Source organism: Ruegeria sp. K3, from assembly GCF_056531845.1.
Map to the genome: position 1 here is coordinate 305,662 of NZ_JBQFMM010000003.1, position 13,461 is coordinate 319,122.

14 protein-coding genes are annotated in these 13,461 nt (G+C 58.9%); 9 read left to right on the forward strand and 5 right to left on the reverse strand.

What is annotated here, in order from left to right; genetic code table 11:
* The first annotated feature begins 24 nt into the window (after positions 1-24).
* The 3 genes from rsmI (at position 25) to gshB (ending at position 2,249) form a co-directional block, all read left to right on the forward strand.
* Positions 25-882 (forward strand): 16S rRNA (cytidine(1402)-2'-O)-methyltransferase, encoded by an 858-nt coding sequence (rsmI, locus tag ACR0MP_RS08075; RefSeq protein ID WP_480886326.1) that lies wholly within the window; start codon positions 25-27, stop codon positions 880-882.
* A gap of 1 nt (position 883) precedes the next feature.
* A complete protein-coding gene (locus ACR0MP_RS08080) occupies positions 884-1,255 on the forward strand; it encodes a YraN family protein (protein WP_170664046.1) in 372 nt (123 codons plus the stop codon).
* A gap of 61 nt (positions 1,256-1,316) precedes the next feature.
* Positions 1,317-2,249 (forward strand): glutathione synthase, encoded by a 933-nt coding sequence (gshB, locus tag ACR0MP_RS08085; protein WP_170408309.1) that lies wholly within the window; start codon positions 1,317-1,319, stop codon positions 2,247-2,249.
* Here gshB and ACR0MP_RS08090 read toward each other — a convergent pair.
* The 4 genes from ACR0MP_RS08090 to cobU are packed head-to-tail and all read right to left on the reverse strand — an operon-like array spanning position 2,246 to position 5,847.
* The gene (locus ACR0MP_RS08090; protein WP_170408308.1) at positions 2,246-3,760 is read right to left on the reverse strand and encodes a YifB family Mg chelatase-like AAA ATPase; all 1,515 of its coding nucleotides are present in this window, start codon (positions 3,758-3,760) and stop codon (positions 2,246-2,248) included. The genes gshB and ACR0MP_RS08090 overlap by 4 nt on opposite strands.
* Positions 3,761-3,807: 47 nt before the next feature.
* Positions 3,808-4,692, reverse strand: a complete 885-nt coding sequence (locus ACR0MP_RS08095; protein WP_480886327.1) for a glutathione S-transferase N-terminal domain-containing protein — start codon at positions 4,690-4,692, stop codon at positions 3,808-3,810.
* A gap of 58 nt (positions 4,693-4,750) precedes the next feature.
* On the reverse strand, positions 4,751-5,329 hold the full coding sequence (locus ACR0MP_RS08100; RefSeq protein WP_170408306.1) for a histidine phosphatase family protein: 579 nt from the start codon (positions 5,327-5,329) through the stop codon (positions 4,751-4,753).
* The gene (gene cobU / locus ACR0MP_RS08105; protein WP_170408461.1) at positions 5,326-5,847 is read right to left on the reverse strand and encodes a bifunctional adenosylcobinamide kinase/adenosylcobinamide-phosphate guanylyltransferase; all 522 of its coding nucleotides are present in this window, start codon (positions 5,845-5,847) and stop codon (positions 5,326-5,328) included. The genes ACR0MP_RS08100 and cobU overlap by 4 nt, the downstream gene beginning before the upstream one ends.
* 103 nt (positions 5,848-5,950) lie before the next feature.
* Between cobU and ACR0MP_RS08110 the strand changes: the two genes are divergently transcribed.
* From ACR0MP_RS08110 to ACR0MP_RS08135, 6 genes are all read left to right on the forward strand, one after another.
* Positions 5,951-6,829, forward strand: a complete 879-nt coding sequence (locus tag ACR0MP_RS08110; RefSeq protein WP_170408305.1) for an RNA polymerase factor sigma-32 — start codon at positions 5,951-5,953, stop codon at positions 6,827-6,829.
* Positions 6,826-7,647, forward strand: coding sequence for a ChaN family lipoprotein (locus tag ACR0MP_RS08115; protein WP_170395880.1), 822 nt, complete (start codon positions 6,826-6,828; stop codon positions 7,645-7,647). The genes ACR0MP_RS08110 and ACR0MP_RS08115 overlap by 4 nt, the downstream gene beginning before the upstream one ends.
* A gap of 63 nt (positions 7,648-7,710) precedes the next feature.
* Positions 7,711-8,907: a bifunctional phosphopantothenoylcysteine decarboxylase/phosphopantothenate--cysteine ligase CoaBC gene (gene coaBC / locus ACR0MP_RS08120; protein WP_170408303.1), complete on the forward strand. Its 1,197-nt coding sequence runs from the start codon at positions 7,711-7,713 to the stop codon at positions 8,905-8,907.
* A gap of 26 nt (positions 8,908-8,933) precedes the next feature.
* The gene (gene dut / locus ACR0MP_RS08125) at positions 8,934-9,389 is read left to right on the forward strand and encodes a dUTP diphosphatase (RefSeq protein WP_170408302.1); all 456 of its coding nucleotides are present in this window, start codon (positions 8,934-8,936) and stop codon (positions 9,387-9,389) included.
* Positions 9,389-10,435, forward strand: a complete 1,047-nt coding sequence (locus ACR0MP_RS08130; RefSeq protein ID WP_170408301.1) for a molybdopterin-synthase adenylyltransferase MoeB — start codon at positions 9,389-9,391, stop codon at positions 10,433-10,435. Before dut ends, ACR0MP_RS08130 begins: the two co-directional genes overlap by 1 nt.
* Before the next feature lie 75 nt (positions 10,436-10,510).
* Positions 10,511-12,526 carry a M3 family metallopeptidase gene (locus tag ACR0MP_RS08135; RefSeq protein WP_480886329.1) on the forward strand — a complete coding sequence of 672 codons (2,016 nt, stop codon included), beginning with the start codon at positions 10,511-10,513 and terminating at the stop codon, positions 12,524-12,526.
* Here the strand turns inward: ACR0MP_RS08135 and ACR0MP_RS08140 are convergent.
* Positions 12,523-13,455, reverse strand: coding sequence for a 2-hydroxyacid dehydrogenase (locus ACR0MP_RS08140; RefSeq protein WP_170408299.1), 933 nt, complete (start codon positions 13,453-13,455; stop codon positions 12,523-12,525). The genes ACR0MP_RS08135 and ACR0MP_RS08140 overlap by 4 nt on opposite strands.
* Between the last annotated feature and the right edge of the window lie 6 nt (positions 13,456-13,461).

Consider the following 13,461-nt stretch of genomic DNA (forward strand, 5'->3'; position numbering starts at 1 on the left):
ACGTCACGCTGTGAGGGTCCAGCTTTGAATTTCCAAAAGATCAGATTGGCCGCTGGGCTGTACTTTATTGCCACCCCAATCGGGACGGCACGCGATATTACGCTCAGGGCGCTCGATGTTTTGGCCTCGGCAGACATGATTGCTGCCGAAGATACACGCAGCTTGCGACGTTTGATGGAAATCCATGGCGTGCCGCTCAAAGGGCGCCGCATATTGGCCTACCATGATCACAGCGGCGTGGGCGCGCGGGGCAAAATACTTGAGGCGCTGGAACAAGGGCAATCGGTGGCTTACGCGTCCGAGGCGGGAATGCCGCTGATCGCCGATCCCGGCTATGATTTAGGCCGCCAGGCGGCTGAGGCTGGGCACAACGTGACATGTGCACCGGGACCGTCTGCTGTTTTGACGGCGCTGACGTTGGCGGGGCTTCCCACGGATGCATTTTTCTTCGCCGGGTTCTTGCCCAATGCCTCAGGCGCACGGCGTTCACGAATCGAATCCCTGCGCAGCGTCCCCGGAACGCTTGTCTTCTATGAATCGCCGAAGCGTGTGGCTGCCTGCCTCTCTGATCTCGCGGATATTTTGGGTGGAGACCGACAGGCGGCCCTGTGCCGTGAACTCACGAAGAAGTTCGAAGAAACGCGTCGTGGCACGCTCGCTGATCTGGCAACAGAGTACGAGGGCTTATCGGTTAAGGGCGAGGTGGTTCTGCTTGTGGATCGCGCCCATTCGCAATCTGTTAAGGACTCTGACGTAGAAGAGGCATTGATAAAAGCATTGCAAACGCATTCGGTGCGTGATGCGGCAGATCTGGTGTCAGAGATGTTCAGCCTGCCGCGCCGCCCGGTCTATCAGATGGCTCTGAAGCTGGGAAAGGGATGATATGGCACAGAGATCCGTTCGGGGTTCTGTATCTTATCACGCTGGACAATCCGCCGAACTTTGCGTGGCCGCCGAATACGAGCGACGGGGTTATTCAATCGCAAGACGCAGGTGGCGCGGTGCTGGCGGTGAAATAGATCTGATCGCGCGCAACGCAGATGGGTTGGTCTTCATTGAGGTTAAGAAAAGCCGTAGTTTTGACCGCGCAGCCGCCCGGATTAGTCGCCGACAGATGGATCGAATTTGTGCATCCGCTGCCCAGTATCTTGAACAGGAGCCTGCTGGTCAGCTGACGAATACTCGGTTTGATGCGGCACTGGTTGATGACACTGGAACTGTTCAAATCATCGAAAACGCCTTTGGTTTGGACTGACCCCCATTGAACCCGTCAAGCCTCTGCGCCATGTATCGAGCGTGGAATTGAGGGATACACCATGAAGATCGCCTTTCAGATGGACCCAATCGGGGCCGTGGATATCAACGCCGACAGCTCTTTCCGTCTGGCAGAAGAGGCTCAGGTGCGCGGCCACCAGCTGTTTTTTTATGGCCCGGATCAACTGGCTTACCAGGAAGGCAAGATCACGGCGCGCGGCCATGACATGACGGTGCAACGAGTCGCTGGCAACCCGGCAGTGTTGGGCCCTGAGCGTGAAGTGGACCTTGCTGAATTTGATGTCGTCTGGCTGCGCCAAGACCCCCCGTTTGACATGCACTACATCACCTCGACCCATTTGCTTGACCGGCTAAAGGGGCAGGCCCTGGTGGTTAACGATCCGTTTTGGGTGCGAAACTATCCCGAAAAGCTGCTGGTTCTGGATTTCCCTGAACTGACTCCGCCCACCGCGATTGCGCGGGATTTGCGAACCATCAAGGCGTTCAAGGAAAAGCATGGCGATATCATCCTCAAGCCGCTTTACGGCAACGGAGGTGCTGGCGTATTCCGTCTTGATGCGAATGACCGCAACCTGACATCGCTACATGAGCTGTTCACCGGCTTTTCTCGTGAGCCTCTGATCGCGCAGAAATTCCTGCCCGATGTGCGCAATGGCGACAAGCGGGTCATACTTGTCGATGGAGAGCCAGTGGGCGCCATCAACCGGGTTCCGGCTGAGGGCGAGACCCGCTCGAACATGCATGTGGGCGGGCGCCCCGAGAAAATCGGCCTGTCCGAGCGAGATATGGAAATCTGCGCTGCGATCGGACCGTTATTGAAGGAACGTGGTCAGATCTTTGTGGGGATCGATGTAATTGGCGACTACCTGACCGAGATCAACGTGACCTCACCCACTGGTATTCAGGAGCTTGAGCGGTTCAATGGCGTGAACATCGCCGAGAAAATCTGGCAAGCGATTGAGGCGAAACTTTAAGCTCCTGCTTTGGCGCTGATGCGAAAGCTCAGCGCCTCGGCGACATGGGGGCGGCGCACATCCGGCTCACCTTCGAGGTCGGCAATGGTGCGGGCCACGCGTAGGATGCGGTGAAAGGCGCGGGCCGACAGGCCAAAGCGTTCCGCGGCTTTCAGTAATAGTTCTTTGCCCTGGGCATCAGGGGCGGCGATTTCTTCCAGCACATTGCCTTCGACATCTGCGTTTTGACGGGTATTTGGCGTGTCGCGAAAGCGATCTGCTTGTATGGCGCGCGCCGCTTCGACCCGCTCTGCGACGGTCGCAGAGCTGTCGCCGGTAGGCGGCAGATCGAGATCGGTAAATCCGACCGGAGGGACTTCGATGCGCAAATCGAACCGGTCCATCAACGGCCCTGAGATACGCCCCAAGTAATCCTCACCACAGACCGGCGCGCGTGAACAGGCGCGGGATGGGTCCGTCAGGTATCCGCATTTGCACGGGTTCGCGGCGGCTACCAGCATAAAGCGGCATGGGTATTTCAAATGGGCGTTGGCGCGGGCGACCATTACCTCTCCGGTTTCAATAGGTTGGCGCAGGGTTTCCAAAACTGTGCGCGGAAATTCGGGAAACTCGTCCATGAACAGGACGCCGTTATGCGCCAGTGAAATCTCACCGGGTTTCGCGCCTTTGCCACCGCCCACGATCGCGGCCATCGAAGCGGTATGGTGCGGCTCGCGAAACGGTCTGGCGCGGCTGATGCCACCTTCGTCCAGTAAGCCGCAAAGCGACTGGATCATCGATGTCTCTAAAGCTTCGACCGGGCTCAGAGGCGGCAAAATACTCGGCAGACGCGCCGCCAGCATGGATTTGCCGGAACCCGGTGTCCCGATCATGATCAAATGATGCCGCCCGGCTGCGGCGATTTCCAAGGCGCGTTTGGCGCGCTCTTGCCCCTTCACGTCCCGCAGGTCCCGTGCGTTGGGTGATAGTTTCACTTCGCCCGGTGTCGCAGCGGGCAGCGCAGACTGACCGGTAAAGTGCCGCACCACATCCCCCAACGAGCCCGCTCCGATTACCTGCGTGGCATCCACCCACGCGGCTTCGGCGCTAGAGGCGCTGGGACAAAGCAAGCTGCGATCATCGGCGGCTGCTGTCATGGCTGCGGGCAGCGCGCCGACGACGGGTACCAGAGAACCATCCAAAGACAACTCGCCCAACGCGACAGCGCCCTCGGCAGCATCCGCTGGAATGATTTCCAACGCAGTCAACAAAGCGACGGCGATAGGCAGGTCGAAATGGCTGCCCTCTTTGGGCAGATCTGCAGGCGAAAGGTTAATCGTGATCCGTTTCGACGGCAGCGCGATCGCCATCGAACTTAGCGCACTACGAACACGGTCCCGTGCTTCGGAGACTGCCTTGTCCGGCAATCCCACGATGGAAAAGGCCGGAAGGCCCGGTGAGACGGCGCATTGCACCTCGACCGGGCGGGCATCGACCCCTTGAAAGGCAACGGTGTGGGCGCGGGCGACCATGGCAATCCTGTTCTTGGTTAACAGGACGTTGCTGCCATGGCTGCAGTTTAAGAATCGTTAACGTCAGCAACCATCGCCGTAAATTTCGGCCACGCCTCAGGGTCGGCAATGGTCTGGTCTCGGCAAAACGGATTACAAAAGCCCCAAATCTTGCCATCGAGTTCCAGATAGTCTTGTACAGGCTTGCCGGAATAGGGGCAGGCTGTGTTGACCGAGGGGCCTGTGCTGACTGCCAATGCCCCTGAACCCCCGCCAATTGGCCAACTGTGTGCGGGAAGGTCTTGCGGATACGGGAAGGGCTCATACGCGACCGTCATGCCCATGGCGCGCCATTGCCGAACTGCGATATCAGAGAGCAGGTGCATGCAGTATGCACGATTGACCTCGGACACGGGCAGGCCATAGCCGACAATCCGCGCAGCGACCGGCGTGTAGAAAATATCAGCCAGAGAATAGGCACCAAACAGCGGGCCCGACGCGGCGCCAGAGACCTTCCGTGCATGGGCCCAGAGGGTTTCGATCCGCTGCAAATCAGTCATCGTTTCAGGTGAAGGTTTGAACCCTTCCCAGCAACGTTTCAACTGCATGGGGCATTGCCCCCGCAGCGCTGTGAAACCGGCAACCATTTCAGCACAAAGCCACCGGGCTGTGGCGCGCGCGGCGGGGTCTGACGGCCAAAGCCCTGCTTCGGGGTGGCGTTCGGCCAATGTCTCTGCCATCGCGAGGCTTTCGCCGACCACGGTTCCATCTGGTAGACGCAGCGCAGGAACAAGGCGCGCCGGGGCCAGTGGTTCCATATCCGCCGCCATTGTGCCGGAATAAAGGCCAATCATGTGGGTGCGGTATGGCAGGCCGAATTTCTCAAGCATCAGCCATCCGCGCATGGACCAGCTCGAGAACAACCGGTCACCGATAAAGAGATCATATGTCATGCGGCAACGATGTCGGACAGAGACGCGTCGGTAAATCAGAGATTTGTGCGCAACCTTATCACGGTCGGTGATTAATCCGACCTACAGTCCAACCATCGTTATGGCGCGTGATCTCGGTGACGGACAGGTTGTCGATGCGGTGACCAAACGCGTGTTGGGCGTCCACGTCCAGAGCGCGTTGGACCTGAGTCAGGATCACTCCGAAATGGGCGACCAGGACTAGGTCACATCCGGTATGGGCCGCGATCAGGGTGTCGACGACCCTATCGACACGCGCGCGGACCTCATTCCAGCTTTCCCCGTTTGGAGGCCTGACCTCGCCCGGATTATCCCAGTAGGCAAAGCAAAGCTCGGGGTCTTCCGCCTCGATCTCGGCGAAGGGGCGCATCTCCCAGTTGCCGAAATTAATTTCGCGCAGATCGCGGTGGTGCGGAAGGCGGAGTCGCGTGCCTTGAATGGCGCTGGCCGTATCGCTGGCGCGTGACAAGTCTGATGAGATTACGACGGCATTGGAAGGCAGATGCGCATCAAGCCGTGCAATCGCGGCCTTATCACTCAAGTCGGCAGGAAGGTCGGACCAGCCTACCATAGTTTTAGCATGGGTGGGGCCGTGCCGTACCAAATGCAGGCGCGTCATAGGGGTTGCCCTTTGAGAACCAGCGGCAGCCCGGCCGTAACCTGCACCACCCGATCTGCCTGCGCAGCCAAAGCGATGTTCAGCCGTCCCTGCGCCTCGCGGAATCGACGGGACAAGGCGTTGTCGGGGACGATCCCGTGGCCGACTTCGTTTGATACCACGACGATCTGGGCGGCACAGGTCTTCATCGCCTCAAGCAGCCCGGCCTGTGCTTCCTCTAGGTTATTCTCTGCCAGCAGGTGATTTGTCAGCCACATGGTTGCACAATCGATCAGGCAAATCTGATCATTTGTCAGCTTGGCGAGTTCCGGCGATAGATCAAATGGCGCTTCGATCGTCGTCCACCCGCTGCCGCGTTGTGCAATATGTTGCCTGATTTTTAGGCGCATCTCGTCATCAAACACTTGTGATGTCGCAAGGTAAACGCGACTTTTCCCAGTTGAAACAGCAAGTTGCTCCGCAAAAGCAGATTTTCCGGATGCAGCGCCGCCTAGGATAAAGGTTAAATCGGCATGCACTTTTATTACCTTTCTGGTGATCCACCCGGTTTTGTCCTGCGTATCGACCACAAGTCGGCAAGGCAAGCCCGGCCCATCGCCTGTGATAAAAGGGGAGAATTGCATGGCACTCGACAACGCACATGATTTTTCGATGTCCCGTAAGGCAATGAAGGCCGAGTTGCTGGATGCCGAGACAGAACTGAAACTGGCCTATGCCTGGCGCGATGAACGCGATGAACAGGCGCTGCATCGCCTCATTACGGCTTATATGCGGCTGGCGATATCAATGGCGGCGAAATTCAAACGCTACGGCGCGCCGATGAATGATCTGATTCAGGAGGCGGGACTGGGCTTGATGAAAGCCGCCGACAAGTTCGATCCGGATCGGGGTGTGCGGTTTTCAACGTATGCAGTGTGGTGGATCAAGGCCAGCATTCAGGATTACGTGATGCGCAATTGGTCGATGGTGCGCACTGGTTCGACCTCTTCCCAGAAATCGCTGTTCTTCAACATGCGTCGGGTACAGGCGCGTCTGGAGCGCGAAGCCGCGACTGAGGGGCTGGAGCTGGATCGCCATCAGTTGCATCAGAAGATTGCCGCCGAAATCGGAGTCCCGCTGCGTGATGTCGAGATGATGGAAGGCCGTCTGACAGGGTCCGATTTCTCGCTGAATGCGGTGCAGTCTGCAGATGAGGACGGGCGCGAGTGGATTGATGCGCTGGAAGATGACAGCGAACAAGCCGCTGAGGTAGTAGAGAACAGCCACGACAACCAGCAACTGCGCGAATGGCTGGTGGCGGCGATGCAAGCTTTGAACGATCGCGAGCGGTTTATCGTTCGCGAAAGAAAACTGCGTGAGCCTGCCCGGACGCTGGAAAGTCTTGGGAAAGAGCTTGGCCTGTCGAAAGAGCGTGTGCGCCAGCTCGAGGCGGCAGCATTCACAAAGATGCGCAAGAACCTTGAAGCGCAATCGCGCGAGGTGCAACACTTCTTCGCATGAAACCTCTTGCGATTCTTACAGCTTTTGTGTTGCTCGCCACTTTGCCTCAAACGGTTCGAGCTGCTGAATTTATCCCTCAGGACGTGTTGGCCGACATGCGGGCCGCGGATGTCGTCATTCTGGGCGAGATACATGACAACCCTCAGCATCATCTGGTCCAAGCCGAAGCAGTTGAGGCAATCACGCCCACGGCGGTTGTCTGGGAGATGGTGACCGAAGAAGGTGCTCAGCGGTTGGCTCAAAAAGCGGCAACCAATCCCGAGGAGCTGTCCCGAATTCTGCGCTGGGCAGAATCCGGCTGGCCGCCTCTCAGAATGTACTACCCCATTTTTCAGGCCGCGGATGTGCCGGTGTATGGCGCGATGGTTCCGCGTGAAGCGGCCCGCGCTGCTATGGAACGCGGGGCGGCCACAGCGTTGGGGGCTGATGCGGCCAGATATGGATTGACTGTACCTCTGTCGGATGAAGATCAAGCCGCACGCGAGGCTGATCAACTGGCGGCACATTGCGACGCATTGCCCGCTGAAGTTCTACCGCAGATGGTAGCCATTCAACGTCTGAGGGACGCTGTGTTGACCCGAGCCATTCTGCGCGCCACCGACGAAACTGGTGGGCCTGTCGCGGTCATCACTGGCAATGGCCATGCCCGTAAGGATCGCGGAATTCCGACTTTTCTGTCGCGACTGCGCCCCGGTTTGAAGGTCTTTGTGCTTGGACAATCCGAAGATGGGGTCGTGAGCGGGGATTTTGATGCTGTTATCGATAGCCCCACAGTCGAGCGAGAAGACCCCTGCAAAGCCTTTGAGGTGCAGAATTAACTGCTGGAACTGCCCGCCAGCGTTGCCTAAGGTCAGGGCCGACCGGGACGGGAAGGGCGAGCCATGCTGTCATCGAAACGTATTCTGCTGATTATCGGCGGTGGGATTGCGGCCTACAAGTCGCTGGACCTGATCCGGCGGTTGCGGGAACGTGGTGCGGCGGTCACGCCGGTTTTGACGCGTGCTGCCGAAGAATTCGTAACTCCGTTATCCGTGTCTGCCCTGGCCGGTGAAAAGGTCTATCGAGATCTCTTTGATCTGACCGATGAAGCTGAGATGGGTCATATTCAGCTTTCCCGTTCGGCTGATCTGATCGTGGTTGCTCCGGCAACGGCCGATCTGATGGGTAAGATGGCAGGCGGGTTGGCTAATGATCTGGCCTCGACCCTTTTGATGGCGACCGATGCGCCGGTTCTGTGTGCGCCTGCGATGAATGTCCGCATGTGGGAGCATCCCGCAACCCGGCGCAACCATGCGCAACTGGAAGCAGACGGGGTGCGATTTGTCGGCCCGAACGAAGGCGATATGGCTTGCGGTGAATACGGTCCGGGCCGCATGTCGGAGCCACTTGAAATTGTCGCGGCGATCGAGGCGCAGTTCGGGGATGGGCCTTTGGCTGGCAAACGTATTCTGGTGACCTCGGGCCCGACACATGAACCAATTGATCCGGTACGATACATCGCCAACCGATCGTCGGGCGCTCAGGGAACAGCTGTTGCACGCGCGCTATCTGCGCTGGGGGCCGATGTTACATTTATCACGGGTCCGGCTGACGTGCCTCCTCCAGACGGCGTAAAGGTCGTGCGTGTAGAGACCGCGCTGCAAATGTCGGATGCGGTCGACGCAGCGCTTCCGGTGGATGCGGGGGTATTTGCAGCTGCAGTGGCCGATTGGCGGGTATCCAGTGCCTCGGACCGGAAGCTGAAGAAAAGCCGCGACGGGGTGCCCGCGCTAGAGTTTGCCGAGAATCCCGACATTTTGAAGCGCATCGCGCGAATGGGAAGTGGCAGGCCCGTTTTGGTGGTGGGTTTTGCCGCCGAAACAGACAACGTGATCGAACATGCTACGGCCAAACGTGCCCGCAAGGGCTGTGACTGGATCGTTGCGAATGATGTCAGTCCCGCGACAGGTATCATGGGCGGTTCTGAGAATGCGGTGATCCTGATCTCAGAGCAAGGTGCCGAAGAATGGCCGCGTATGGGCAAGGATGATGTGGCAAAGCGGTTAGCAGCCAAGATCGCCGGCGCGCTGACCAGATAACAGCCATAACGACAAGAGGTATAGGTATGGTGGCAATTCGCGTGATCCGAGAGGAGGGGGCTGACCCGTTGGTGCCATTGCCTTCATACGAAACCGCGGGTGCTGCCGGGGCGGATGTGCGCGCCAATCTGCCGGATGGTGAGTCTGTTATTCTTGAACCGGGCCGTCGTGCGCTGATACCGACAGGCCTTAGGATCGAAATTCCGCAGGGGTTCGAGGTTCAGGTGCGTCCACGATCGGGCCTTGCCTTGAAACACGGGATCACCTTGCCCAACACTCCGGGTACAATCGACAGCGACTATCGCGGGCCATTGGGCGTGATCGTGATGAATGCGGGTCAGGAACCGTTCGAGATTACGCATGGCGAACGTATCGCGCAACTGATCGTCGCACCGGTGGTGCAGGCCATGTTCCAGGACGTTGAGGCACTGACCGAGACTGATCGCGGCGCGGGCGGGTTCGGTTCAACCGGGCGGGGCTGATGCTGCTGGTTCTGATCCTTGCTGCCGGGCTTTGGGGTGTTGGCTATATTGCCGGGGTGTCGCGCAGCGCGCGGCTGGTTTCTGTTGGCGCGCTCCTGACAGGCGTGATTATTGCTCAACTTCTGCTGCCCGAGGGTAACCCGTTGCGTCAGGCAACCGGCGGGTCGGCAGCGATGTGGCTGATCCTCGCTGGAGCGGCTGTGCTGGTGCTGCTTTATGGGCGGGGTTTGAAGGCGTTGCGAAATCGCGCCGCGTCCGGCCAGACGTCGGAGCCCGCCAAGCCATCCGATCAGTTCAGCGAGACCGAGCTTGAACGCTATGCCCGCCACATCGTTCTGCGTGAACTGGGCGGTCCCGGCCAAAAGCGAATGAAACAGGCGCGGGTGCTTGTGATCGGGGCCGGGGGCCTTGGCGCACCCGCCCTGCAATATCTGGCCGCCGCCGGAGTGGGAACAATCGGCGTAATCGACGATGACGAGGTCGAGAACGCGAACCTGCAGCGGCAGGTTATTCACCGCGATGCTGATATCGGTATGCCCAAGGTGTTTTCAGCCCAGCAGTCTATGTTGGCGCAGAATCCCAATGTGATTGTCTTGCCTTATCATCGCCGTCTGACCGAAGAGATTGCAACAGATCTGTTCGCTGATTTCGATTTGATCCTTGATGGCACTGACAATTTCGATACCCGCTACCTGGCCAACCGAACGGCCGTTGCGTTGGGCAAACCGCTGATCTCGGGGGCGCTTTCGCAATGGGAAGGGCAGCTGAGTGTGTTCGATCCCGCCACAACCGGCTCGTGCTATCAGTGCATTTTCCCCGAAGCGCCTGCCGCCGGCCTTGCGCCTTCTTGCGCCGAGGCTGGAGTAATCGGCCCACTGCCGGGTGTGGTCGGCTCGATGATGGCGGTTGAGGCGATCAAGGTGATCACCGGCGCCGGGCAGGCATTGCGAGGTGAGATGTTGATCTACGATGCGCTATACGGCGAAAGCCGCAAGATCACCCTGGCGCGTCGCACCGATTGCCCGATCTGCGGGGCATCTCATTAAGGCGGGCTCAAATTTTCGGGTAGCTCTGGATCATTTCGACGGGCGGTCTTAGCTATGAGGTCAAAGGAGACCTCAATGACCAACCCGATCCTTTCTGACTGGAACACGCCCTTCGAAATCGCACCGTTTGACACAATCTCGGATGATGTTTTTTCCCCCGCGCTGAAACAGGCGATGCACGCACATGATGCCGAGATTGAGGCGATAGCAGCGAGTCCGGACACGCCCACATTCGCCAATACGATCGAAGCGCTGGAGGCTGCAGGCGAGCAGATGGATAAGGTTCTATCGGTCTTTTTCACCGTTGCAGGTGCGGACAGCAACCCCAAGCGTGAGGAACTGCAACGCGAATTTTCGCCCAAGCTGGCGGCACACTACTCGCGCATCTCATCAAACAAAGCACTGTTTAAGCGCGTGGCGGATTTATGGGACCGGCGCGATAATCTGGACCTGACCGATGAACAGGCGCGCGTTTTGATGCTGTCTCATCGCGGGTTCGTGCGGGCGGGGGCGGCGTTGACCGGCGAGGACGATGCGAGAATGCAAGAGATCAAGGCCCGTTTGGCGTCTCTGGGCACGTCCTTCACGCAGAACTTGCTGGCGGATGAACGCGACTGGTTCATGGATTTGACCGAAGAAGACCTGCAAGGCTTGCCGGATTTTGTTATCGATGCAGCGCGCGCAGCGGGTCAGGAAAAGGGGGCGGATGGCCCGGTGGTGACCCTCTCTCGGTCGATTATCGTGCCCTTTCTGCAATTCTCGCCCCGCCGGGATTTGCGTGCAAAGGCTTATCGCGCGTGGACTGCACGGGGGGCAAATGGAGGTGAGACCGACAACCGCGAGATTGCGGCGGACATCCTGCGCCTGCGCGAAGAACGCGCCAAGCTGCTGGGGTATGCCAGCTTCGCCGCCTACAAGCTTGAGACCGAGATGGCCCGCACACCAGATCGCGTGCGAGAGCTGCTGCTGGATGTGTGGAGGCCCGCCAAATCCCGCGCCGACGCAGATGCCGAGGTGCTGACGGCAATGATGCAAGAGGATGGCGTAAATGGCCCGCTGGAGGCGTGGGATTGGCGCTACTATGCCGAGAAACGCCGCAAGGCCGAACATGATCTCGATGAAGCGGCGCTGAAGCCGTACCTGCAACTGGACCGGATGATCGAGGCTTCTTTCGCCTGCGCCACACGGCTGTTCGGGCTGGTGTTCGCGCCGCTTGATGTGCCGCTCTATCATCCCGATTGCCGTGCATGGGAGGTGACCCGTGAAGGGCAGCATATTGCGGTGTTCATCGGTGACTACTTTGCGCGCGGATCGAAACGGTCGGGTGCATGGTGCAGCGCAATGCGCGGGCAGGCGAAATACCCGAAAGAACAGGCTCCGGTCGTGATCAACGTCTGTAACTTTGCCAAAGGTGAACCAGCGCTTTTGTCCTATGATGACGCCCGAACGTTGTTTCACGAGTTCGGCCATGCCCTGCACCAGATGCTGTCCAATGTGACCTATGAGAGTATCTCGGGCACCTCGGTGGCGCGTGATTTCGTTGAACTGCCCAGCCAGCTTTACGAACACTGGCTGGAAGTGCCCGAGGTATTGGCTGAGTTCGCCACTCATGCCGAAACGGGCGCGCCGATGCCGCAGGAGATGTTGCAGAAGGTGCTACAGGTCACCAATTTCGATCAGGGGTTCCAGACGGTGGAATATGTTGCCTCGGCCCTGGTCGATCTGGCGTTTCATGAGGGGGCTGCCCCCGCTGATCCGATGGAGAAACAGGCCGAGGTGCTGGCCGAAATCGGCATGCCTCGGGCCATTGGAATGCGCCACGCCACCCCGCATTTCGCCCATGTCTTTGCAGGCGACGGTTATAGCGCGGGTTACTACAGTTATATGTGGTCCGAAGTCATGGATGCCGACGCCTTTGCTGCCTTTGAAGAAGCGGGCGGTGCGTTTGATCCCGAACGCGCCAAGGCACTGGAGGAACACATCCTGTCAACTGGCGGATCCCGCGAGGCGGAAGAGCTGTATCTGGCCTTCCGTGGACGTCTGCCTCGCGTCGAAGCCTTGCTGAAAGGCCGCGGGCTGATCGCGGCCTAGTACCCAAGCTTTCGGTCGACGAGGTGGAGAAAGGGTTCACCCGCTTCACCTCGGCGAATGTTCTCGCAGATCACCTGAGCTGCGGTAACAGGTCTAGTTTCCGAGGCGATATGCGGCGTCACCGTCACATTGGGATGTGCCCAATAGGGATGCTCGGTCGGCAGGGGTTCGGTGCGGAAGACATCCAGCGTGGCGTGCCCGACCTGCCCTGAATTCAGCACGGCCAGCAGGGCCTCATCATCGATAAGCGGCCCGCGACCCGGATTGATGATCTTGGCCCCTTCCGGCAACAGCGCCAGTGTTTCGGCGTTGAGCGTGTTTTCGGTCGCCGGAGTATCTGGCAGCAGCAAAACCACTATCTCGGCCTGGGACAGTGCATCGCGCAGCCCGTTCTTACCATGCAGACAGGTCACGCCGGGAATAGTCTTGGCGGTACGGCTCCAACCGATGACATGGAAATTCAACGCTGCCAACGCGTGGGCCGATGCCTCACCCAATGCGCCCAAACCCAAGATGCAGACGGTGCGTTGCTGGGCCAGTGGTGGCGCATCAGGTGTCCAGACCCCATCCTGTAGCGTAATGTGTTGGTCCATCCCAAGGTGATAGCGCAGCACATGGCCCACCACCCATTCCGTCATGCCTTGCGTTAACCCCCCGTCAACCATACGCGCCAGCGGAACGGTCAAGGTTTCATTGCCCGAGATTTTCTCAACCCCCGCCCAGAGGCTCAGCACCGCCTTGAGCCGTGTGAAGGGCGTGAAATCCTGTACCCCTCCGTTCGGGGCGTAAACGATGTAGTCGACCTGATCTGCAGGGATGTCCGTGGCCAGATGAAAATCTAGCCCTGCGTCCGACAAGTATTGATGCATCAGAGCTTCATACTCGGGCCACAACTCAGGGCGCGCGGAAAACAGGACATTCACAGGCATGGGAAA